The 25,099-nt window shown below is 33.8% G+C and carries 21 protein-coding genes; 4 read left to right on the top strand and 17 right to left on the bottom strand.

The window, feature by feature from the left end; genetic code table 11:
- Positions 1-158 precede the first annotated feature (158 nt).
- Positions 159-1,076: a biosynthetic peptidoglycan transglycosylase gene (locus tag KA845_RS11150; protein WP_210128092.1), complete on the top strand. Its 918-nt coding sequence runs from the start codon at positions 159-161 to the stop codon at positions 1,074-1,076.
- Between the two features lie 92 nt (positions 1,077-1,168).
- On the opposite strand, the gene KA845_RS11145 is transcribed toward KA845_RS11150, so the two are convergent.
- Together KA845_RS11145 and acsA are read right to left on the bottom strand one after the other, a co-directional pair.
- Complete coding sequence (locus tag KA845_RS11145; RefSeq protein ID WP_002510209.1) at positions 1,169-2,833, bottom strand: formate--tetrahydrofolate ligase; 1,665 nt, start codon at positions 2,831-2,833, stop codon at positions 1,169-1,171.
- Positions 2,834-3,076: 243 nt separating this feature from the next.
- The gene (gene acsA, locus KA845_RS11140; protein WP_002510208.1) at positions 3,077-4,786 is read right to left on the bottom strand and encodes an acetate--CoA ligase; all 1,710 of its coding nucleotides are present in this window, start codon (positions 4,784-4,786) and stop codon (positions 3,077-3,079) included.
- A 182-nt stretch (positions 4,787-4,968) separates the two neighbouring features.
- On the opposite strand from acsA, the gene KA845_RS11135 reads away from it, so the two are divergent.
- On the top strand, positions 4,969-5,601 hold the full coding sequence (locus tag KA845_RS11135) for a GNAT family N-acetyltransferase (protein ID WP_103387808.1): 633 nt from the start codon (positions 4,969-4,971) through the stop codon (positions 5,599-5,601).
- Positions 5,602-5,614: 13 nt separating this feature from the next.
- Positions 5,615-6,769 (top strand): acetoin utilization protein AcuC, encoded by a 1,155-nt coding sequence (locus KA845_RS11130; protein ID WP_002510206.1) that lies wholly within the window; start codon positions 5,615-5,617, stop codon positions 6,767-6,769.
- A 109-nt stretch (positions 6,770-6,878) separates the two neighbouring features.
- On the opposite strand, the gene ccpA is transcribed toward KA845_RS11130, so the two are convergent.
- The 10 genes from ccpA to KA845_RS11080 all read right to left on the bottom strand — a co-directional run bounded on the left by ccpA (position 6,879) and on the right by KA845_RS11080 (position 19,397).
- Positions 6,879-7,868, bottom strand: a complete 990-nt coding sequence (gene ccpA / locus KA845_RS11125; protein WP_002510205.1) for a catabolite control protein A — start codon at positions 7,866-7,868, stop codon at positions 6,879-6,881.
- A 268-nt stretch (positions 7,869-8,136) separates the two neighbouring features.
- Complete coding sequence (locus KA845_RS11120) at positions 8,137-9,228, bottom strand: bifunctional 3-deoxy-7-phosphoheptulonate synthase/chorismate mutase (protein ID WP_103387807.1); 1,092 nt, start codon at positions 9,226-9,228, stop codon at positions 8,137-8,139.
- A 319-nt stretch (positions 9,229-9,547) separates the two neighbouring features.
- Positions 9,548-10,873, bottom strand: a complete 1,326-nt coding sequence (locus tag KA845_RS11115) for a hypothetical protein (RefSeq protein ID WP_103387806.1) — start codon at positions 10,871-10,873, stop codon at positions 9,548-9,550.
- A gap of 80 nt (positions 10,874-10,953) precedes the next feature.
- Positions 10,954-11,448, bottom strand: a complete 495-nt coding sequence (locus KA845_RS11110; RefSeq protein WP_002510202.1) for a DUF948 domain-containing protein — start codon at positions 11,446-11,448, stop codon at positions 10,954-10,956.
- Positions 11,449-11,518: 70 nt separating this feature from the next.
- Positions 11,519-12,832: a UDP-N-acetylmuramate--L-alanine ligase gene (gene murC / locus KA845_RS11105; protein ID WP_210128091.1), complete on the bottom strand. Its 1,314-nt coding sequence runs from the start codon at positions 12,830-12,832 to the stop codon at positions 11,519-11,521.
- Between the two features lie 23 nt (positions 12,833-12,855).
- Positions 12,856-16,410, bottom strand: a complete 3,555-nt coding sequence (locus tag KA845_RS11100) for a DNA translocase FtsK (RefSeq protein WP_210128089.1) — start codon at positions 16,408-16,410, stop codon at positions 12,856-12,858.
- A 17-nt stretch (positions 16,411-16,427) separates the two neighbouring features.
- Positions 16,428-17,027, bottom strand: coding sequence for a YtpR family tRNA-binding protein (gene ytpR / locus KA845_RS11095; protein ID WP_103387803.1), 600 nt, complete (start codon positions 17,025-17,027; stop codon positions 16,428-16,430).
- A gap of 12 nt (positions 17,028-17,039) precedes the next feature.
- Positions 17,040-17,903, bottom strand: coding sequence for a DUF1444 domain-containing protein (locus tag KA845_RS11090; RefSeq protein WP_210128087.1), 864 nt, complete (start codon positions 17,901-17,903; stop codon positions 17,040-17,042).
- A 124-nt stretch (positions 17,904-18,027) separates the two neighbouring features.
- Positions 18,028-18,336, bottom strand: a complete 309-nt coding sequence (locus tag KA845_RS11085) for a thioredoxin family protein (RefSeq protein ID WP_002510197.1) — start codon at positions 18,334-18,336, stop codon at positions 18,028-18,030.
- Between the two features lie 17 nt (positions 18,337-18,353).
- Positions 18,354-19,397, bottom strand: coding sequence for a M42 family metallopeptidase (locus KA845_RS11080; RefSeq protein WP_481906367.1), 1,044 nt, complete (start codon positions 19,395-19,397; stop codon positions 18,354-18,356).
- Between the two features lie 112 nt (positions 19,398-19,509).
- On the opposite strand from KA845_RS11080, the gene KA845_RS11075 reads away from it, so the two are divergent.
- Positions 19,510-19,827 (top strand): PepSY domain-containing protein, encoded by a 318-nt coding sequence (locus KA845_RS11075; RefSeq protein WP_002510195.1) that lies wholly within the window; start codon positions 19,510-19,512, stop codon positions 19,825-19,827.
- A 171-nt stretch (positions 19,828-19,998) separates the two neighbouring features.
- On the opposite strand, the gene KA845_RS11070 is transcribed toward KA845_RS11075, so the two are convergent.
- From KA845_RS11070 to pepV, 5 genes are all read right to left on the bottom strand, one after another.
- Entirely contained in the window at positions 19,999-20,820 is an 822-nt protein-coding gene (locus KA845_RS11070; RefSeq protein WP_002510194.1) for a YtnP family quorum-quenching lactonase, read from the bottom strand.
- Between the two features lie 99 nt (positions 20,821-20,919).
- Positions 20,920-21,561: a tRNA (guanosine(46)-N7)-methyltransferase TrmB gene (gene trmB / locus KA845_RS11065; protein WP_002510193.1), complete on the bottom strand. Its 642-nt coding sequence runs from the start codon at positions 21,559-21,561 to the stop codon at positions 20,920-20,922.
- Positions 21,562-21,573: 12 nt separating this feature from the next.
- Entirely contained in the window at positions 21,574-22,365 is a 792-nt protein-coding gene (locus tag KA845_RS11060) for a phosphotransferase family protein (RefSeq protein WP_002510192.1), read from the bottom strand.
- A 390-nt stretch (positions 22,366-22,755) separates the two neighbouring features.
- Positions 22,756-23,625 carry a D-amino-acid transaminase gene (gene dat, locus KA845_RS11055; protein WP_002510191.1) on the bottom strand — a complete coding sequence of 290 codons (870 nt, stop codon included), beginning with the start codon at positions 23,623-23,625 and terminating at the stop codon, positions 22,756-22,758.
- A gap of 2 nt (positions 23,626-23,627) precedes the next feature.
- The gene (gene pepV / locus KA845_RS11050) at positions 23,628-25,037 is read right to left on the bottom strand and encodes a dipeptidase PepV (protein ID WP_107373989.1); all 1,410 of its coding nucleotides are present in this window, start codon (positions 25,035-25,037) and stop codon (positions 23,628-23,630) included.
- Positions 25,038-25,099 lie beyond the last annotated feature (62 nt).

Here is a 25,099-nt window from a genome sequence, read left to right as displayed (position 1 = left end):
GATAGTTCACAGCGACCACTATCTCTCTGAAGATTATTAATCAGCTACTTCTCCTTTAATCCAAAAATAATATCGAATTGAATCTTATTATAAGTAACTCAATTTTAAAAGTCAATAATATTCTATGTTATAATGTATACAATATAAGGAGGTAGCTAATGAAACAGAGTCACACAGATCATAAAGTAAATACACATAATGATCATGTTCATAAAATGGAACAGTTCGAAAAACTTTATAAAAAACTCAAGTATTTGTTTATAGGTACTTTTATTATCATGGCTTCAATTTCAATCATTTTATTAGCTGCCTCAGTCATTTATTTTGATCATATTACCAAAGAAGCATCACATATGACGGACCACGAATTAAAAACACAATTACTTGATTTTCCTGGTAGTGAAGCACTAGATTTTAAGAATGATTCTGTGTTAGCTGCATATAATAATACAACTAATACTTTGATCGTTGGCCCAGCTCATGTCAATGAAAATGTCATTAAAGCTTTAACATCATCAGAAGATAGTTTATATTTTAAACATAATGGTATTTTACCTAAAGCATTATTACGTGCGGTGGGTCAAGATATTTTCAATACAGAAATATCATCTGGTGGAAGTACCATTACCCAACAATTAGTAAAAAATCAAATCTTATCCAATCAAAAAACTTACAATAGAAAAGCGAATGAGTTAGTACTGGCAATGCGCACAGAACAACTATTAAGTAAACAAGAAATCTTGTATACCTATCTTAATATCGTTCCATTTGGCAGAGATAGCCACGATGCTAATATAACTGGTATAGCGTCTGCGTCTTTTAGTTTATTTGGTAAATCTTCAAATAATTTAACTGTGGCAGAATCAGCTTACATTGTAGGTTTGTTACAAAGTCCATACTTATACACTCCCTATCAAGAAAATGGCCAGTTAAAGTCCAATGACGAATTACAAATAGGTTTAGACCGTCAACACTATGTGTTAAAACGAATGCTTGTTGAAGACAAAATTTCAAAAGCAACGTTTAATAAAGCAGAACAAGAGAATTTAAAACAGAAATTACAAAGCTCTGAATAAGAATTAAAGTAAAAGGTAGAACTGAACCTACATTGTGTAGTGTTCAGTTCTACCTTTATTATGAATAACATATAACAAGTTATAGCTTATCGTTAGAATAAGCCTTGGGCATGTCCATCGTCTGTAACATCCATATTTAATGCTGCTGGTTTTTTAGGTAAACCTGGCATAGTCATAATTGCACCAGTTAGTGCAACAATAAATCCAGCACCAGTTTTGGCTTCTAATTCACGAATCGTAATTTCAAAGTCAGATGGTGCACCTAATTGTGTTTGATCATCTGTAAATGAATATTGTGTTTTTGCCATACAAATTGGATAATTATCCCAACCATTATCTTTAAATGATTGTAATTGTTTTTGGGCTTTAGATGTAAATGTCACTTTACTACCACCATAAATTTCTTTCACAATTGTTTCAACTTTTTCTTCTAATGGTAAGTCTAAATCATACAAATGTTTAAATGATTGAGGCTCTTCGATAACCTCTAAGACATTTTGTGCTAAGTCAATTCCACCTTGACCGCCTTTTTCCCATACCTCTGTTAATGATAAGCGTACGCCTTTCTCTTTCGCCCAGTTAATAACAAACTCTGTTTCAGCTTCGGTATCATGAACAAATGCATTTAATGCAATAACAGGTTCCAGACCATATTTTTTCACATTATCTACATGTCGTTCTAAATTGACAATACCGTCTTGAAGCGCTGATACATTTTCATTTTTCAACTGATCTTTAGCTACACCACCATGCATTTTTAACGCTCTTATTGTAGCTACTACTACTACTGCTGACGGTTCGAAACCTGCTTCGCGTGCTTTAATATCGATAAATTTCTCTGCACCTAAGTCTGAACCAAATCCAGCTTCAGTTACTACAATATCCGCTAAATCTCGAGCTGTTTCTGTTGCTAAGATTGAATTACATCCATGTGCAATATTAGCAAATGGTCCACCATGTACAAGTGCTGGTGTACCTTCAATTGTTTGTACTAAGTTTGGTTTAATGGCATCTTTAAGAATCATAGCTAAGGCACCTTCAACTTTTAAATCAGCTACTGATACAGGTTTACGGTCTTTAGTATAGCCTATTGTAATTTTGCTAATTTTTTCTTTAAGATCCTTAATGCCAGTCGCTAAACATAATATTGCCATAATTTCAGATGCAACAGTTATATTAAAGCCATCTTCACGTGGTACACCTTGTGTTGGTCCACCTAGACCGACGATAATTTGACGTAGTGCTCGATCATTCATGTCTAAGACACGTTTCCATTCGATTCTACGTTGGTCAATATCTAATTCATTTCCCTGATGGATATGATTGTCTATAAATGCAGATAATGCATTATTTGCTGTTGTAATTGCGTGAAAATCACCATTAAAGTGTAAGTTAATATCTTCCATAGGTAAGACTTGAGCATATCCGCCGCCAGTAGCGCCACCCTTAATACCAAATGTTGGACCTAACGCTGGCTCTCTTAATGCCACCATTACATTCTTTTTCAATTGGTTAAATGCATCTGATAGACCAACAGTCACTGTTGATTTACCTTCTCCTGCAGGTGTTGGGCTCATCGCTGTAACTAGTACAACTTTGCCTTTGTCTTTTTTATCAATCTTGTTAATATCAACTTTCGCTTTGTAATGACCATATTGCTCTAAAGCGTCAGCAGGTATACCTGCCTTTTCAGCAATATCACCAATTGGTTTTAATGTTGATTGATTTGCAATTTCTAAATCAGATAAATGTGCCAACTAAATTCGCCCCTTTTAACAAATTAATTCGATGGTATCACAAATGAGTATCATCTAAAAAGTTCTTCCATATTTATATTAACGAACTTAAGCAATATTGTCGACAATTTAAGATAGCGCTTACATTAATTTCCTTTTTAACACCTAATGTACAACATGACAAAAGACTAGAACAGCAATGCCATTCTAGTCTTTTTTATTAAAAATAATTGCCACTTTTTTATTTAAAAAGCGATGTCAATTTTAATCTTCCATTGTGCTTAAATCACCAGCTGGTAAATCTAATTCCCAAGCTTTTAATACACGTCTCATAATTTTACCAGAACGTGTTTTTGGTAATTTATCTTTAAATTCAATTTCTCTAGGCGCCGCATGTGCTGCTAATCCTTCTTTGACAAATACGCGAATATCTTCTTTTAGTTCATCTGAAGGTTCTTGACCTGGAATTAATGCAACAAATGCTTTAATAATTTCGCCCCTTACAGGGTCAGGTTTGCCGATTACACCAGCTTCTGCTACAGCTTCATGTTCTACTAATTTTGATTCAACTTCAAATGGTCCGACACGTTCACCTGCTGTCATAATTACATCATCAACACGACCTTGGAACCAAAAGTAACCATCTTCATCCATATAAGCTGAGTCACCAGATACATACCAATCTCCAATGAAATAAGATTCATATTTTTCCGGATTCTTCCAGACAGCCGTCATCATTGATGGCCAGCCTTTTTTAATCGCTAAATTCCCCATTCTGTTCACAGGCAATTCATTACCTTGATCATCAATAATAGATGCTTCAATTCCTGGCAATGGTTTTCCCATAGAACCTAATTTAATATCCATTGATGGGTAATTTACAATCATATGGCCACCTGTTTCAGTCATCCACCATGTATCCAATACGCGTTTACCAAATACATCATAAGCCCATTTAATAACTTCTGGGTTCAATGGTTCACCGACAGATAAAATACTTTTCAGCGATGACAAATCGTATTTTTTAATTACATCATCACCTGCACTCATTAACATACGTAATGCTGTAGGCGCTGTATACCAAATTGTGACCTTAAATTCATCAATCATGCTATACCATGCTTCAGGAGAAAAACGTCCCCCTGCTATACAGTTTGTAACACCATTTAGCCATGGACTAAAGATACCATAAGATGTACCCGTCACCCATCCAGGGTCAGCTGTACACCAATATACATCATCTTCTTGCATATCTAATACGTATTTACCTGAAATATAATGTACTAGCATAGCTCTTTGTACGTGTAACACGCCTTTAGGCTGACCAGTTGAACCAGATGTGTAGTGTAAAATAAGACCATCATCTAAGTCTAACCACTCTGTTTCTATTTGATCACTTGCTGATTTTAATTCCTTATTAAAGTCAACATAACCATTTTCTACTTCTTCATCCACAACAATAATAGTTTCAAGATTAGGTAACTTTTCTTGCGGGATTCTAGGTAACAACGCATTCGTGGTTACAATTACTTTGGCATCACTATTATCTAAACGATCAGCCACTGCCTTTTCCATAAATGCTTCGAATAATGGACCAACAATTGCACCTAATTTTAAAATACCAAACAATGCAAAGTATAACTCAGGTGTTCTAGGCATAAAGATAAACACTCTGTCCCCTTTTTCTACATTAGCTTTATCTTTAAGCACATTAGCTGCCTTATTTACATTTGATTTCATTTCGTTAAAAGTATAACTTTCTTTTCTCTTATCGTCCTTATAATGTAGAGCAATTTTGTCGCCCTTGCCATTATCAACATGGCGGTCTATACATTCATGCGCCATATTTACTTTACCAGAGTCATACCAAGAAAACTCTTTTTCAACATCTTTCCAGTCAAAATTGTTGTACACTTTGTCATAGTCTGTAAGGTTAAAGTTTCCTTGATCCCCTTTATATACTTCTACTTTCATTGTAAATCCCCCTCTAAATGAAATCGCTTTCTAATACTGTAGTGTAATTATATCTAATATAGACACAATTTTCAAAAATATCTGACATAAAAATAATTACTGTGTTAATTTATGTTATTTTCAATTATAATCAATATAAATAATGCCTTAAATCTATTTTAAGTTTGAAGGTGGAGTGAGTTATGGAACACAAAAAAACTTATATCTCAAAACAGTACTCAATTGATGATGTTGAATATATCATTGAAGGTCCTGTCTCGAAAGCACAACTGGATTTAATGAGTTTTGACCAAGGTTTAACTGCTTTCCGATATCCAGATGAACAATTTGAAGCTATCAAGGAAATATGCACACTAGATGAAGGCCGCATCTTTATCTTAAAGCAGCAGTCACATATTATTGGTTATGTCACTTTTCACTATCCAGATCCATTGGAACGTTGGTCTACAGGGGAGCTAGAATATTTAATCGAATTAGGGGCGATTGAAATTAGTTTACCTTATCGCAAACTGCATTTAGGTAAGGAGCTTATTCAAACTAGTCTTGCGAGCGATGAAATTGAAGATTATATCATACTCACAACAGAATATTATTGGCACTGGGATTTGAAAAATTCTGGTCTCGATGTATACGAGTACAAAAAACTCATGCAAAAATTGATGGGATACGGGAACTTAGAAATTTTCGCAACAGATGATCCTGAAATTACTAGTCATCCAGCTAACTGCTTAATGGCAAGAATTGGCAGTAGAATTACTATCGATCAATTACAAGCTTTTGATGACATACGTTTTATGAATCGCTTTTTCTTTTAAAGGGGAGAATTTTATGATTACTGAAAACAAAACGGGATATGTGTATGCACATGAATTATTACAATATCGTTTTAAAAATGACCATCCATTCAATCAAATGCGTTTAAAATTAACAACAGAATTACTCGTTGATTTAAACGCATTACATAACCATCATCTTATACAACCGAGACTTGCATCAGACGAAGAAATTGCCCTAATACATAGTTATGATTATATACAAGCTATGCACCATGCATCACATGGTATTTTAAGCGATGTTGAAGCCCGAAAATATGGTTTAGATGGTGAAGATACTATGCAGTTTAAGCATATGCATCAACACAGTGCTCGTATTGTGGGAGGAGCTTTGAATTTAGCTGATGCAATTATGACTAATAAAGTTACTAATGGATGCCATTTAGGTGGAGGCTTACATCATGCTCTGCCTGGTAGAGCAAATGGATTTTGTGTATATAACGATGTGGCAATTACTATTGCTCATCTAATACAAAAATATAATAGTAGAGTATTATGTATCGATACAGATGCGCATCACGGAGACGGTACACAATGGAGTTTTTATACGAATGATCATGTGTTAAATTATTCAATACATGAAACTGGTAAATTTCTCTTTCCGGGTTCTGGACACTATACAGAACGAGGTAGTGAACAAGGATTCGGCTACACCGTTAATTTGCCTTTAGAACCATTTACGGAAAACGATTCATACTTAGAATCTTTTAAACAAACGATTGAACCGGTAATTAAAACATTTAAACCTGATATTATTATTAGCGTCCATGGGGTCGATATTCATTATTTAGACCCACTGACACATATGAGTTGTACACTTGATGCGCTATATGAAATCCCATACTATATTAAAATGCTAGCGGATAAGTATACAGATGGGAAAGTACTGATGTTTGGTGGCGGAGGATATAATATATGGAAAGTTGTACCTCTTGCTTGGTCACACGTATTTTTAGCACTTATTGGTGAGCCAAAACAACAAGGTCCTTTACCACAAAAATGGCTTACTAAATGGCAACAATATGCACCCTGTTCCTTACCAAAAACTTGGTCCGATGAATGTACAGATTATCCTTATATTCCTAGAACAAAAGAAATATCAGCACTAAATACGAAACATGCAAAACAAGTAGCTTCATGGTTTGAATAACAATTAAAGTATAATTTGACTCAAGACCGTCATTTACAATGCTTTGAATTCTACTTATATATAATAAAAAAGCTGTCACATGTTGAATGTGTCAGCTTTTTATAGTGTCTTATTTTGTTGTACCACGATATTCAATTCTATGAGGTAAAATAACATTCGGTTCTTCGATTTCTTCCTCATTCATGTATTTTGTAAGCAATCTCATGCCTACTGCACCAATATCATATAATGGTTGAATTACACTTGATAATTGTGGTCTTACCATTTCCACTAGACGTGTGTTATTAAAACTAACTATTTGCAAGTCATCAGGAATACTCACACCTTCGTCTTGTGCACTGTGCACTAAACCAATGGCTTGTTCATCACTGATTGATAAAATTGCATCTGGTTTTGTTTTATTTAATGCTTCAAAAGCACGTACCCCATCTTTATACGTTTCATTACCATTAAAGATGTTGTCTTCATTTAAATTTAATTGGTGTTTTGCCAATACTGTTTTTAAACCTGCTAATACGTCATCTTGTGCTTTTTTAGAATAATTACCGCCAACAAAAGCGAATTCTTTTGCACCATTTAAAATTAACTGCTCTGTAATTTCTTGTGCAGCTGTTTCAAAATCAATATTAACTGAAGCGATACCTGCATCTTTACCATTTGTACCTGAAACTACAACCGGCACAGACGACTTAGTAATTAAATCTTTAATTTCTTCAGAGATAGTACCTCCTAAGAAAATAATTCCATCTACTTGCTTACTTAATAAATTATTAAAGATTTCTTTTTCTTTGACTGGATCATTGTCAGAATTTGAAATAATTGAATGATATTTGTACATTGTCGCAATATCTTCTAATCCACGTGCAAGTTGCGAATAATAAACGTTAGAAATATCTGGTATGATTACTCCTACTGTTGTTGTACGTTTACTTGCTAAACCTCGTGCTACTGCATTCGGTCTATAGTTTAATTTCTTGATTACTTCGTTAACTTTATCTCGCGTTTCTGGTTTCACGTTTTGGTTGCCATTCACAACACGTGATACTGTTGCCATTGATACTCTAGCCTCACGCGCTACGTCATAAATTGTAACAGTCATAGTTTCCTCCTTGTAAGCGGTTTATTTGTCATTATAACCCGTTTTCATTACATTTTCAAAGTTTATCATATTTTATTGTCTAGGAAAATAATTTTGTTTCAATGTCACAATTATGTCATATATCACAAGCGTAGCGAGCTATGTTATTGCTTTAAAAATCATAAAAAACCTCTTATGTTCACTACTATAGATATCGATATCCCATGGATAATACAATATCTAATTTCTGTAGTTAAAAACACAAGAGGTTTTTATCATATAACTACTATTATTTTATTTTTTTGCTATTGTACATTTGTGCTAAAGGATTTATTTCATTGTAGAACTTATCAAATTCGTTTAAATCCATTTGTTGTCCACTATCACTTAATGCTACAGATGGATCTGGATGTACTTCAGCCATAATACCGTCAGCGCCTACTGCTAAACCAGCTTTTGCTGTTGGTAACATAATATCTTTACGTCCAGTACTGTGTGTAACATCAACCATGACTGGTAAATGTGTACCTTGTTTTAAGATTGGTACTGCTGAAATATCTAAAGTATTACGTGTAGCTTTTTCATAAGTACGAATACCGCGTTCACATAAAATGATATTATTATTACCTTGTGAAGCAATGTATTCTGCTGCATAAATAAATTCTTCAATTGTTGCAGATAAACCACGTTTTAATAATACTGGTTTGTTAGAACGTCCTGCTTCTTTTAATAATTCAAAGTTTTGCATGTTACGTGCACCAATTTGGAATACGTCTAAGTATTCATCAGCTACTTCAAAGTCTGCTGGATTAACGATTTCACTAACAACGTTTAAGTTGTATTTATCTTTAGTATTTTTTAATATTTTTAAGCCTTCAACACCCAATCCTTGGAAATCATATGGAGATGTACGTGGTTTGAATGCACCACCACGAATAAATTTTTCACCTTTGGCATGTAAATCAGCAGCCACTGCATCTACTTGTTCTTGAGACTCTACAGAACATGGGCCAAACACGAATGATTTATTGCCATCACCAATTATGCCACCGTTATCAAATTGTACAATTGTATCTTCAGGTTTTAATTTTCTAGACACATATAAATGTTTTTCATTTTCTGATTTTTGTAAATCGGTAGAGGCTTTAAAAATTTCTTTGAATAATTGCTTAATGACATTATCATTAAACGGTCCCTCATTTTTATCTAAAAGAATGTTGATCATTTCTTTTTCACGTTGTGGATCATAAACCGTAGTACCTTGTTTACTTTTTTCTTCTCCAATTTGTTGTGCTAATTCGCCTCTTTTAGATAATAATTTTAAAATTTCATCATTAATTTCAACTATTTCATCTCTGTACGCTTGTAATTTATCCGTCATTTTATTCACCTCTATGAAGATTTTAAAAACTTATATTTTATTCTGCTTTAAAGCGATAAAATATTTGTTAAAAGTAATTCTAACAATAACTGACGTTAAGTTCAAGTCATGAATGTAAATTTATCTTGTTTAAAATAGAATAACTCTAATACTAACTGAATTTTCTGTCATTTGCTAGGGTAAATTTCACACTATTCTAAAATTAAAGTTAATTAAAAATTAAACAGGATAGAAATCAAGACGTTAGTTTGACTTCTATCCTGCGCTTAACATATGTGACTAGTTTTAACTTTAAACAATTAATTTTTTATTTTAAGTTTTACTTGTCGAAGGTTCTTTTTTCAATTTTACTTTTAGCTTTTTCTTCACTTGTTCTTTGTGAAGTTCTATTTTTTTTATAGTTCACTGTTGAAGTTGAATCTTCCGTGTTTTGATCATTAGTTAAATTATTCGTAGCTTTATCATGAACAATGTGACCATTTTCAAATGATACTGATTCATGAGTTTGCGTAACTCTCTTTTCAGCTGATGGCTGTTCAGTTGAAGTTGATTGCTCTGAAGTTGATTTGTTTTCTGTATGTGCTTTCTCATTCTCACTAGTACTTGCAACTGCTCCACCAGCTAATACAGTACCTCCTGTCACTGCGCCTGCAATGTTCGCATTGTCTTTATCACTTTGCTTAGTAACAAGGTTAGGTACAGTGTTAAATTTTTGAGTAGTTTGCGGTGCTTCTGGTTCAAGCAAGTTAGCTGTGTTTTGTGCGCGTGTGTCGTCGTTTTGTAAAGCATGGTTTTTATTCTGTGCAGCTTGTGCTAAACCTTCAGCAGTTACTTTGTTAGAAGTATCTTTAGTATTTTGTACTTCTGCTGATGCTTCTTCTGATGAGCTAGCATTATCCCCATCATTATTTGTAGCTGCTGCACCCGTTGCCGCTACTGCACCCGCGCCAGCTACACCTGCAGCTCCAACTGCTGCTTTACCATTTTGGGAACCATTTTCATTTGATTGTCCAGGTTCAGCTAAATTATTTTCTGAAGCCTCTTCTTTAATTGCTTCTTGTTGTGCTGCTCTTTCTTTTTGAGTAGGCTCTACATCATTACTAGATAAAGTGCTTTGCTCTGTGTCAGCATTATTGTTATCGTCTTGTGCAAAAGTTGCTGCTCCTGCTGCTCCTGTTACTGCACCTACGCCAGCTGCACCAGCAACACCTGCTGTATTACTCTTATTCGCATCGTCATTATCTGTTTGATCTGACGTATTATTCTCTAATGATGTATCTGCTTCTTGAGCTTTTGGAGACGTATTTGCTAAATCATGAGACGCAGACTCTTGTTGGATAGCGACTTTTTGTGCATCACGCTCAGATTGACTCACAGTAGATTTAATATTATTTACTTCTGTGTCTGCTTGTTGTTTAGCATTTTGGGATTGTGACGTAATACTGGATTTAAAATCACTAGTTGTTTCTTTTTTAGTGTTTTTAGATTTAGATTTAGTAGTAACTAGGCCGACTGCTGTACCAATTACTGCTCCAACAACAAAACCATAGACAAAATTATTTCTTTCTTCATTATTGTTATACTCTTCAGGAACTTCATAACTTTCTAAGTTTTTTTCATAGTTATCACGATTATAATACGCCATAATATTTGCCTCCTATAGCAAATGCACTTAAATAAAGTAACAACCCCATTTAAGTGCATTTGTGTAAGTATATTTATTAATTATTTATTATCTACACGTGTAGTATAGCTATGATTTGTGTCACCAGCTACACTGCTCGTTTTGTAGTTTGCACTTTCTCTACGACCTCTTCTATTTTGCCATTTGTCAGCAATTTCCATTGCCACATTTGACCATTGTACAACTTGAGAAATTTTGTCTTCATTTTGAGAAATATTGTGCGTAATTGAATTAGTCACGCGGTCAACTGAACCGTTTAATGTTTGTACTGAATCACCAATACCTTTAACAGCATCAACCACTGAATTCAATCGATCAGATTTACCTTGAATATCTTCAGTTAAGCGGTTTGCTTTATGAAGTAAATCTGTTGATTCACGTGTAATACCTTGAATTTGTCCTTCAACACCATCAAGAGTTTTAGCTACGTGATCTAAATTTTTCTTCACTGAAATTAAAACCACAACGATTCCAATAACTAAGATAAGAAAAGCTATCGCTGCAATAATCCCAGCAATGGGTAAAATCCATTCCATTAAAAACGCCTCCTAATAAACATATGTTGTTATTTTATTTAAATACCCAACTCATTTTAACATAAACATACTAAAATTCGTTAACAACGCCAAGATTATCCATATATGCACGTTGAACTTTTTGAATATCACCTGCACCCATGAATAAAATAACTGCATCGCTATATTTTTCTAATATGTCTACACTTTCTTCATCTATCAGTGTAGCACCATTTATTCTTTGAAGTAAATCTTGAATTGTTAAATTTCCAGTATTTTCTCTAATTGAGCCAAAGATTTCACATAAATACGTGTGGTCTGCTTTATTTAAACAATCTGCAAATTCTTCAAGAAAGGCTTTTGTTCTACTAAATGTATGTGGTTGAAATACAGCAATAACCTCTTTGTTCGGGTATTTTTTTCTTGCTGTTTCAATCGTAGCACTAATTTCTCTTGGATGATGCGCATAATCATCAACTAACACTTGATTGGCTACTTTAGTTTCATTAAAACGACGTTTAACGCCACCAAATGTTTCTAATGCTTCTTTAATATTGTCGACATTAAGAGATTCTAAATAGCTTATAGTAATTACTGCTAAACTATTTAAAATATTATGGTCGCCATATTGTGGTGATAAGAATGTGTCATAGTACGTGTTATTGATATACACATCAAATGTAGTGCCATTTTCATTGAATTGTACATTAGCTGCATATACATCATCATCTTGTGAAAAACCATAATAATAAACAGGTACATCTGCTTTAATATTACGTAAATGTTCATCATCACCCCAAGCAATGATTGCTTTTTTGACATTGCGAGACATTTCTTGGAATGCATCAAAAACATCATTGATGTCTTTGAAATAGTCTGGATGATCAAAATCAATGTTAGTCATAATAGCATAATCTGGATGATAACTTAAAAAGTGTCTTCGGTATTCACACGCTTCAAAAGCAAAATATTCGCTAGCTGGTATACCTAAACCAGTACCATCACCAATTAAAAATGACGTTTTTTTATCGCCGTTCATTACATGTGATAATAATCCAGTAGTTGACGTTTTACCATGAGCTCCTGTTACTGCTACAGAAGTATACTGATTAATGACATGCCCTAAAAAGTCATGGTAACGAATTACTTCTAAATTTAAATCATGCGCTTTTGTAACTTCTTCATGTGTGTCTGGAAAGGCATTGCCTTGAATTACTACCATATCTTTCTTGATATTATTGGCATCAAACGGAAGTATGTTTATACCTTTATTTTTTAATGCAACCTCTGTAAAAACATAACTTTCGATATCAGAGCCTTGTACTTCATGGCCAAGATCATGCATGATTTGTGCTAGTGAACTCATACCAGCGCCTTTTATACCGACAAAATGATAATGTGTCATACGAACACTCCCTTTTATATATATTAAATTTCATTTAAATCAGTTTCTGTTAAATAAACATCTCTAGGTTTAGAACCATTAGCTTCTGATATATATCCAAGTTGTTCTAATTGATCAACTATTCGAGCCGCACGATTATAACCTATTTGGAAATGTCTTTGTATTAATGATGTTGAAATATGGCCTTCTTGCACCATAAATTGACATACATCATCAAATAAATCATCTTGTGGTGGACTTTCTGTTTTTTTCAATAATTCATTTTCTTCAAATAAATATTCTGGTGGACGTTGTTGTTTAATATAATCTACAACATCATCGATTTCTTCGTCTGAAACAAAAGTACCTTGTACTCGGATAGGTTTATTCATACCGCTACCAAGATACAACATGTCGCCGTAGCCTAATAATCTCTCAGCACCACCGCTATCAAGAATAGTTCTTGAATCAACGCTTGAAGATACCATAAAGGCAATTCTTGTCGGTATATTCGCTTTAATTAAACCTGTAATTACGTTAACAGATGGTCGCTGTGTTGCTACTAACATATGAATACCACAAGCACGTGCTTTTTGAGCAATACGCGCTATAGATTGTTCTACATCTTGTGGTGCCATCATCATTAAATCGGCTAACTCATCAATAACTATAACAATTTTAGGTAACCTATCTTCATATGCTGCTTTCTTGTTAAAAGCAGTAATGTTTCTAACGTGATATTGTGCAAATAATTTATATCTGCGCTCCATCTCTTCAACAGCCCATTTAAGACTTTGTGTTGCTGCTTTGACATCGGTAATAACTGGCGACACTAAATGAGGTAAATCATTATATGGTGCTAATTCTACCATTTTTGGATCAATTAAGAGTAATTTTAGCTCTTCCGGATGATTTTTATATAAAAGTGATAACAATATGCTATTTATGCATACCGATTTTCCTGAACCAGTTGCCCCTGCAATTAGCGCATGTGGTGTTTTAGCTATATCCATTAATAATGGTTGATTATTAATTCTGTAACCCATAGCTACAGTTAATTTTGATTCGGCATCATTAAACTGCTCACTGTCAATTATTGATTTTATATTCACTTTAGTTGGAGATTGGTTTGGTACTTCAATTCCAACCAAGCTGGTACCCGGAATTGGTGCTTCAATTCGAATATCTTTAGCTGCAAGTGCCATTTTAATATCATCTTGTAATGCTGTAATTCTAGAAACCTTGACTCCTTTTTCAACAGAAAGTTCAAAACGAGTTACACTTGGTCCTTCAGTAACAGTTTGTACTTCGGCAGGTACATTAAAGTAGTAAAAAGCATCGTTTAATTCTTGCTTTTTCTCCTCGATCCATGCATCATCTACTTCTTGTTCCTCTGGTGATTCTAGTAAAGCCACATCAGGTAATTTTACGCTTGGCCCTCTACGAATTGTACGTGTTGCTTGTGGTTGCTCTTTACTTTCATGTTGTTCTGTATCTTGTGTCGTTTCAGTTACATCATTTTGTTGAGTGCTATGCTCTATTGTTTGGTCATGTGTTGCACCCTGCTTAGTATGATGTTCACTCGTCGAATCTACCGCACTTGCAATATTATTTGTTTCATTTGTAACTGTGGCACTATCTGAATTTTCCTTCGTCTGATTAGATTGGTCAGATGTAGGTTTAAGTTCAGGTACATTTACTGATTTTGAAGAAGTTGTTGTACTAGTACTTACTTTTTTTGCTTTATTAGCATCCATCATACGTTTTTTATCAGAAGGTGTCATAACTACATTAAATGGTTTACTACCTTTAGCAATAGGACGTTTTACTGTAGATTGCGATTGCTGAACAGTTTTCGTTTGTTGATCCGCCTTTTCATCCACATTGTTTTCTATTGCTGTGTTACTAGCCGTATTTTGTGCTTCAGATGAATTATTGTGTACTGAATCATCTGTTTCGGCATCTTCTTCTGTATTTAACGTAGCAGCTTCATACTGTACATGTTCCTGATTAATTGTCGTGTCCTCATCGTTAACGTGTTCAGTAGCATCATTCGAGTCTAAATCATTATGTTGATTTTCATTAAATTCTGTAGTTGCATCATCGTGATCGTCAGAGCTATCTTCAACATTTGTAGTTACATTAGCTGTAGAAGCGTCTTCTGATAATTCTTCTTGTTCATTTTCATTAATGGCTTCCGTTGTTTCTTCAACTTCCGCTTCTTCATTTAGAATATCTTGGTCAAAATTTTGTTCATGTGATGTTTCTTCGAGGTCATTCGTAGACGCTTCCGATATTTCTCTATAAGTTGCATCTGCTATTGCTTCATCAGCTGCTGATTGCTCTACTGAATCTTCATATGTACTTTCTGTAGTACTTGGTTCTATAGTAGATGCTTGTTGTTCTGTATCTTCAATAGACGTTTGGTCATCATCTACATATTGTACATCACTAATATTATCTAAATTTACTTCTTCATACATAAAGTTTTCTGATTCAGTAATATCAGTAGCGCTACTCTCATTATCAAATGCATGCTCTGTGTCTTGTTGATGCTGTTGTTCGGTATTTGATTGGTCTTTTGACAAATCATCACTATCTACTTCATCTAGCGAACTTTCTCCAACATATTGTTGTGCTTGTTTGGCATACATTTCATCGATAGCTTTTTGGATATTATCTTTAGGACTATCTTCATGTGATTGGCGTTTTTGTTGTAAAGCTTTTTTAAATTGTTTCTTTTGTAAAACTTTACGTTCTCTTTCACGTCGAATCTCTTCGACAATTTGTGATGCATAAAAGTTTTCAATATTAACAGTGTTATCCTTTTTCACTTGCTTTTGCTCAGCTGTGTTTTGTTGGTCTTGGCGCTTATCACCTTTTCTAAGCAAATCATCATTGTAATAACTTTCATTATCTTTAACATTGTTTTCAATTGAAGTTTGATGTTGCGCAGAATCTGACTGCTTCACTTCATGAGCATTCATCATTGTTTGGTTTGAATTTGATAACTCATTTGTATCTGTATCAGATGTTAGTTCTTTATTTGTGATAACACCATTTTCTAATTTGTGTCTCTTTTGAGTACCAAAAATTGCCGAAGGTACTTCACTCGCTTTAAAATCGCTTTTATGATAATGCGGTTTTTCTGAAGATGGTGTTGAATATTGTGCTCTCAAGACCTCTGTTTGAATACGAATTCTCTTATTATTTTGCTTATTATCTGGTCTTTCTGCTTGCTTATATGAATGAGTCGTTGATGTTGATTCTGGTTGTCTATCAATATTTTGTTCATAGGCAGAATTTCTGCGTCTTCGAGAACGCTGTCTCCCATCATTTGTAACTTCATTAAATTGTTGCTCATTAGAAGATGACTTGTGCTCATTGCTAGTTGAATGATTGGCGTCGGTATCTTCTATACCACTCATTGGAAACCTAAATTTACCTCTAGGTCGCTCGTATACATCATTATTTTGAGGAAGTAATGAGTCTTTATCATTTTGATTTTGTTTGGCTTTGTGACGACGTTGATTTCTTTTAGCTAAATAATCGTCTTGTGAGTCGTTCTCTTCACCAAATAATTTATCGAACCAGCTCATACGCTCATCCTCCTTTTTTATTCTTCAAAAAATGCTTGTCCAACCGTATAACTATCATCTAACACCATGATACCTTTTTCGGCTGGCGCGTTCGGTAAGTCTAATTCTTTCATTGAGCACACCATTCCACTAGAAGCTACTCCACGCAGTTCCGCATCTTTTATTACCATTCCGCTAGGCATAACCGCACCAACTTTTGCAATCACTACTTTTTGACCTGCTTCTACGTTTGGTGCTCCGCACACAATTTGTAATTTTTCAGTAGCTACATCTACAGTTAATACACTCAATTTGTCCGCATCAGGATGTTTATCTTTACTTTCAACGTAACCTACAACGAATTTTGGAGACAAGTCCGCGTTCAACTGTTGAGTGAACCCTGCCTCAACAATAGCGTTTTGTAACGCATCGATAATAGATTCAGTCAATTTAACATGACCATTATCTGTAATTGTTACTTTATCTGCTATTTTGAAAACATTGTATCCTACTACTTTATTATCCGCAGTAATTTCTACAACATTCCCCTTTGTTTCATAAGAGAACGGCCCTTCATGTGGCTCGATTTGTAAAAATGCTACATCTCCAACTTTTTCTTTATTGTAAAAAAGGTTCATACTTAAAACTCCTTATTTTTTATCTTTATTTTCATATTGCTTTCTTGTTGCTTCTAATCTTTGAATAACGTTTGGATCACGTTTTTGTTTATTATTTTTACCCAAAATGAATATTGGTTCAAAGTGACCACTTTCGTAACCGAAGGATAATGAAGTAATTGGCACTAGTCCTTTAGTAAAAAACTCCATAGTTAAATGGGCCATTACATCATAACCCGTTTTGTTTCTTATATCTGCGACAATCAACACATCCTGATGTGGAATTGCTACTAGCATTTCGCCTTCACATTGTTTTTCAAATTCATTTAAAAATGAAGTGTTTAAAATTCTACTAGCATCATAACCATCATTGGAATTAATAAAGTAAAATAAATTACCTTTTACTTCATCTGTTATATATTTGTTTTCTAATTTTCGGACATTAAATAATGCCATTTCTTTTAATTGTTGTTTAGAAATATTTAGTTGTTGAAACAGTTTTTCATCTATTAAGCGATATGATTTTCCCAAATCAACTGCATAATAAATATTAGTTTCAGCTGTATGCTCATCTATCACAAATGGTACGCCATCTTTGTTTTCTTTTGCAAAACTTGGTGCACGTAACACCGGCATAACATTAACTTGCTCTAAATCTGCTAATGAGTCATCCTTCATTTGGCCGATTGCTTCTTCAACATAATAAACGATTTCATCTACAATTTTTTCTTGTTGTTGTTTGTATTTTGCAACAATCGCGTTCAATTTAATTGTTACGCCTTTTCCATTATCAACTCTATATATACGTAACGTTTCATCGTCACGATTAAAACTAAATTTTACATCTAATTGCTTTAAACGTTCTTTTAATTTATCTCTCATTTGAAAGACATTCATTGATTAACACTCCTATATTCGTGCCTTTATACAGTTTACAATAAATATACCCTTTAGAACAGAAAAAATATACGTTCAAAGGGTATAGTTTTATCATTTTACAATACTCGTTCTCACTATCTATTTATAGTGAAGCAATAAAGTCATCAATTTGTTCAATTGATTTACGTTCTTTTCCAATATAACTACCCAATAATTCACCGTCGTTATAAACTAAAAAACTTGGAATACCCATAATACCATGGTCAACACAAATATCCATAAATTGATCTCTATCAACAGAAATAAAATTAAAATCATTATATTTTTCTTCTAACTGTGGCAAATCAGGTTCGATGACTTTGCAATCAGGACACCAATCTGCGGTAAATAAAAATACAGTTTTGGCTTGTTTTAATTCTTCAAATTGTTTTTCACTTTCTAAACTTTTCATGTTTATATGCTCCTTAATTAACTATATTGTAAATGTTCGATTTGTGAACTAGTCAAATCCTTAATTGAAGTAAATAACAACGCTCTGGCAGCTGTATAATCTCGAATATCAAATACAGCATTGGTACTATGAATGTAACGTGCACAAACACCGATAACAGCAGTTGGTACACCTTGGTTAGCTTTATGAATTTCTCCTCCATCTGTGCCACCGGGTGAAATGTAATATTGATGTTTAATATTATGTTCTTGTGCTTTATTTAATAAAAAATCTCTAAATGTAGGTTTGAGAATCATAGTACCATCTTTAATACGAATTAGAGTCCCCTCCCCTAGTTCGCCTGAAAGGTTTTGTTTACCTTTCATATCGTTAGCTGGTGAGCAATCGACGACAAAAGCTACATCTGGCTCAATTAATTCAGCTGCTGATCTTGCACCACGTAATCCAACTTCTTCTTGAACATTTGCGCCAACATATAAATCCACATCTAACTCCATATCTTGTACTAATTCTAATAACTCTATGCCAATAAGACAACCATAACGATTATCCCATGCTTTACTCACAAAACGATGTTCAGATAATTGTGTAAATGGCGTTTCTGGTACGATAGTATCACCAATTTCTATCCCTCTTGACGATACTTGCTCAGAATTTTCACAACCAATATCTAGCAGCAAGTCTTCAATTTTAGGGGCACCTTCATTACCAGTGCGAAAATGTTTCGGTATATTTGCAACAATGCCTAATATTTCTTCACCATTTCGTGTTTTAACTTTTAAACGTTGGCCTTGCCAAATGTCATTAGCTATTCCGCCTAGATTAGTAAATTGGAGTAAACCGTTTGAAGTAATATTGGTAATCATAAAACCAACTTCATCCATATGTGCTGCAACCATCACTCTTTTGGCATCAGCTGATTTTGAACGTTTCACACCGTATATTGCTCCCATGCGATCTTGTACAAATTCGTCGACAAATGGTGCCATCTCTTCTTTAAGATAATTTCGTACATCATTTTCAAATCCTGGAGCACCGTGTAACTCCGTTAATATTTTCATTCGTTCTAAAGTCTTATTTTGATCTAAATTCAAGTTTACTCACTCCTTAATAGTTATTATATCATCATCATTATGGTAAACTAATAATATGAATTCGTTGGGGGTAGATGATATGATGTTTAACAAAAAAAATTGGTGTATTATTGCAGCAATATCATTTATTGTAAGTATTGGGATGTTTTATTTAATTAAACGACTCTATAATAAGCGCACTGTAAATCCAGATAAAATACTTAGTGAAGTAAAAACGTATTTCATGCACGTTGCTGGTTCATATATTGTTCAGCAACCATTACAGTATAATAAAGCTGGTCATGATTATATTGTTTATCAAGGTGGTATCACTACAATTAAAAATGATACATGTACATATTATGATTTTTATGCAGATGCACGTACTGGTGAAATTTTAGATATAATTGAGAATTAAATAACATCAAAGAGGCTGGGACAATATAGATTGTCCTAGTCTTTTTTCATATGGGCAGTAGCTGACTGCATTGAAAATGCGCTTTAAACCAAGCTTGTTTCAACGCTAGTCATCCTTGCCGGGGTGGGACGACGAAATCTTTTTTTCAAAATCAGATTTCTGTCCCACTCCCTATTTTCTCGATACAGAATCGACAATATTCTTTTTGTTATCATATTTTACCGCGAAGTAATTTTCATCATGATAAAATAAAAACCAATAATTTTGATGAATAAAATACGGAAATAAGCGCTCTTTTTCTCTAATAGACTGCATAGGATAGTCATCATAAGCTGTCACCCAAAGTGGATTCGTATGTGCCGTCGTTGGGAAAATATCTCCTAAATGCACCGCTTTTTCCCCTTCACTTTCTATAATTATAATGGAATGTCCAAAACTATGACCTCCAGTATGTTGCATACGTATGCCTGGACATATTGCTATTTCTCCATCAAACAAAATAAGTTGGTCTTTAAATGTTCCATTATTCTTTTCCCAGTAGGTTGATTTACTTCTAATATTTGGACTTTGAAATTCATGCCATTCATCTTGTTGTATATAATGTACAGCATTACTAAAAATTGCATTTCCTGCATTGTCAGTTAAACCAGAAGCGTGATCAAAATGCATATGAGTCATCAAGACGATATCGATATCTGTCAGTTGTAAATTCAATTTGTTCAATTCTACTTCGATTTGACTTTCATAATCCACACCAAAATTACGTCGCTCTTTTTCCGTCAATTTACTATTTCCGATACCCGTATCTATTAAAATATGTTGATTATTTGTTTGAATTAAAATTGGATGCGTAGGTAAGGCAATTTGATTTTTATCATTTACATTATAACGTTTTGTCCATAATGCTTTTGGTACAACACCAAACATTGCGCCACCATCGATATTAGTAATGCCTCCATTGAGTTGATGAATCGTAAATTGTCCTAATTGCATAATATTCCTCCTTGATATGGAACTCTTATTATCATTATAAACATTTTACAAATAAATATAAATTTTCACAAAAAAACGTTGCTCAGTATATGAACAACGTTAGTTTGAATGAAATTGTGCTTCCATGCGATAAATTCTCGAACCTTTATCCGAAAATTTTCTTTCATATTCTGTTTCAATATTATCTTCATCGTCTTCTTGATGAAGATTTAAATTTATTTTTGTAAAATACATACCGAATTGCGACATACTTTCAAGACTATAAGCAAACAAGCCTCTATTATCAGTTTTGAAATGAATTGCGCCATCATCTTTTAAGATTTCTTTATACAACTTTAAAAATGATGCATATGTTAATCTGCGCTTTGTATGTCTACGCTTTGGCCACGGATCTGAGAAATTCAAATAAATTCGTGATACCTCATTTGGCATGAAATATTCGGTTAGCTCACCCGCTTCGTTACATATTAGCTTGATGTTAGTTAAATTGTGTTCTAAAACTTTATCTAAAACTTTGACCATGACATTTTTTTCTCGTTCTATAGAGATAAAATTAATGTCAGGATTTTGTATAGCTAATGTTGTAATAAATTGCCCCATGCCAGATCCAATTTCGATATGAATGGGTGCATCATTATCGAACCACGCTTGCATTTTACCATTATGCGTACCATCAACATCTACAATACTTGGGTGAGATTTCAAATAATCTTCTGCCCAAGGTTTATATCGCATTCTCATTACTTATACTCCTTAAATAAATGCATTATTCGTCATAACTTCATTTAAAAATTTCAACCACGTATTCATATCTTTATAACGCTTTTGTTCTTCGTACCATTGTACCATACCGATTGATTGAATGACTGTATACCACTTCATTCGCTTCTGCAATTCGATAGTGTCATTCGCACCATAAATATTTAGCCACTCTGACCATTGTTGCTCAGGAACGTAGTTATATAGGAGCATACCTATGTCAATCGCAGGGTCGGCAATCATAGCACCTTCCCAATCAACTAAATAAAGTTCATCCCGATCTGACAATAACCAATTATTGTGATTTACATCGCCGTGAACAACAGTAAAGAACCGAGAATCTAGTATTGGTAAATGCTCTTCTAAATACGTTAACGCTTTTCGTACAACATGATGTGTTAGAACTTCTCGAGATAATGAGGCATTGATTTTGCGTAACATAATTGTAGGAGTTATAGGTTCCATTTCCATACGCTTCAACATATTAAGTAGCGTTTTAGAATTATGAATTTTCTTCAATAACTGTGCAACTCTTTTTTGATGCATTTCCTTGAATGACAATTCACGACCATTTTTCCAATGCTGAGCTGTTACCACTTCACCAGTTTCAATGCGTTTCGTCCAAACTAGTTTAGGCACAATACCTTCTGCAGATAATGCAGCTATAAAAGGATTCGAATTACGCTTTAAAAATAATTTTTGGCCATCTTGTTCAGCCATATATGCTTCACCTGAAGCACCGCCTGCAGAATCTAGCGTCCACCCTAATTGATAAAATTGCTCCACCACGTTCACCTCACTTTCAATAGAAAATGGCTCTAGAAAGTTATTTTCAAGAGCCATATATAACAATTGTTAACAAAAAATGTACGAAACCTCGTAATTAAACGTAATTATTTACGTATTTGTCCCATTACGTTTTAAGTTCATACTATGTACTTATTAGCTTTTTTATATAATCGTCCACGTCTCTCTTGCTAATAAGAATATCGTTTCTGTTTTATGAAATTGCTTGTTCAATTTCAAGACTCATAAAAGATTTTATAATGTTTGGGTATTTATTTCAACCAAAAATGAGAAACAAAAAGTCACTTTTTACTTCCTATGTAAGATATGATTCATAAAATAGCGTCAGTTGAAATTATACCACATTTCAACTGACATAAATATGTTAAATTATCTTTCAGCTTCTAAAGGAACTGCACTTTCATTCTCAATATAATGTGTAAAACCTTCTTGTAATTTTCGTGTAATTGGGCCAACTTTACCGTTTCCAATAGCTTCACCATTTAAATTAACAACTGGCATAACCTCAATTGAAGTACTTGAAACAATAACTTCATCCGCATTTTTCAAGAAATCTACGGTAAATGCTTCCTCTTTAAAAGGAATATTATTTTGTTCAGCAATTTCTTTAATTACTTGTCTTGTAATACCATTCAAAATCAAATTATTAATTGGATGCGTATAAATTGCACCGTCTTTTATAGCGTATGCATTACTAGATGATCCTTCAGTAACTTGTTCGCCTCGGTGTTGAATCGCTTCTTGTGCATTATATTTAACTGCGTATTCTTTAGCCAAAACATTACCTAATAAATTCAAACTTTTAATATCACAACGTAACCAACGAATATCTTCAGTTGTAATTGCATTAATACCTTCATCTAAGGATTTATATGGTCGGTCATAACTTTTTGTGAATCCCATAATATTTGCTTTTACAGAAGGTGTCGGAAAGGCATGATCACGAGGAGCAGCACCACGTGTCACTTGTATGTACACGCCACCATTAATAATTTTGTTTGCGACAATTAATTCTTGTACTAAATCAATAAGACCGTTAACTGTGTAGTTAAGTTCTAAACCAATTTCTTTGGCACTTCTTAATAAACGTTCAAAATGTGGTTTCGCAGTAAATAATTTATTATTATACACACGTACATATTCATAAATACCGTCTCCAAAAGTATACCCTCTGTCGTTATATGGTACGTTTGCGTCATGTTCTTCAACTAACTGTTCATTAATTAAAACTTTAGTCATAGTTATCCCTCCACACATAATTTATATAATGCCTCTAAGTAAATACTAGTTGCATCAAGTAATTGCTTTTTAGTCATATATTCATTTTTTTGGTGCATTAAGTCTTCAGTGTCTTTGAACATAGCACCAAATGCTACGCCTTTATCTAAGTTGCGCGCATAAGTGCCACCACCAATAACATATGGTTCACTATGATCACCTGTTTGGTTTCTATAAGTTTCCACTAAACTTTGCACAAATGGGTCATTTTTATCTACATAATGCGGTGACTGATTTTTACCTAATTCGATATCAAATCCAAGTGCATTAATTTCTTCTTCAAAACGTGTCAGTGCTTTAGTAAATTCAAACCCTTCAGGATAACGTAAATTAATACCGAAACTACCACCTTCTTGGTTATTATAATTAATAACACCAATATTAGTAGTGACGTCTCCCATCACATCAGTATGGAATTTCATACCCATTTTTTCTCCAAAGTCTGATTTAAACAAATAGCGTTCGCTAAATGCTACAAAGTTAGATGCTGTTTTATCTAATTTTAAGTTTGCTAAAAAGTTTAATAAATATAACCCTGCATTCGTACCTTTTGATGGATCCATACCATGAACTGCTTTACCAAAAACTTTTAATTCTAAAACACCACTATCAACTGTGCTTGTACCATCTAGTTGATTTTGCTGTAAGTAATTTTCAAAGCTTTGAATGACATCAGTCATATTTTCTTTCACTAAAACTTTGGCAATTGCCTCGTCTGGTACCATATTATATCGCTGACCTGATACAAAGCTATACAATTCATAATCAGGTTCATCAATGTCTTCAGCTTTTGCTGTTTGGATGACATCAAACGTACTTATACCTTTTTCACCGTGTATCGCTGGAAACTCTGCATCAGGTGCAAATCCTAATGTTGGCATTTCTTCTGTTTCAAAATAACGATCAGTACATTTCCAATCAGATTCTTCGTCGGTTCCAATAATGATATGTATACGTTTTTTCCAGTCAACGTTCATTTCATTTAAAATTTTAACTGCATAATAAGCAGCAATTGTTGGTCCTTTATCGTCTAATGTGCCACGTGCTATTATTTTATCGCTCGTTACAACTGGATCAAAAGGATCTGTGTCCCAGCCATCACCAGCTGGAACGACATCAACGTGACATAAGATGCCAAACACATCTTCGCCAGCACCTGCTTCTATTCTTCCAGCAATATGATCAACATCATGTGTCCCAAAACCATCACGTTCAGCAATTTCATACATATAATCTAATGCCTTGCGTGGCCCAGGGCCAACAGGATATGCATCTGATGCTTTACTATCATCTCTAACACTCTCTATTGCTAATAAGCCTTTTAAATCATCAATAATTTGTGATTCATAAGCTAGAACTTTGTCTTTCCACATTTACGATCCACTTCTTTCTTAAATACTAGTTTAAAATATATTTTACATGATGTTACGCATAA

It is taken from the genome of Staphylococcus sp. GDX8P114P-2 (assembly GCF_017892945.1).
GTDB lineage: Bacteria > Bacillota > Bacilli > Staphylococcales > Staphylococcaceae > Staphylococcus > Staphylococcus arlettae.
Note: the sequence above shows the minus strand (reverse complement) of the source record. Positions and strands in the feature narration are given on the sequence as shown.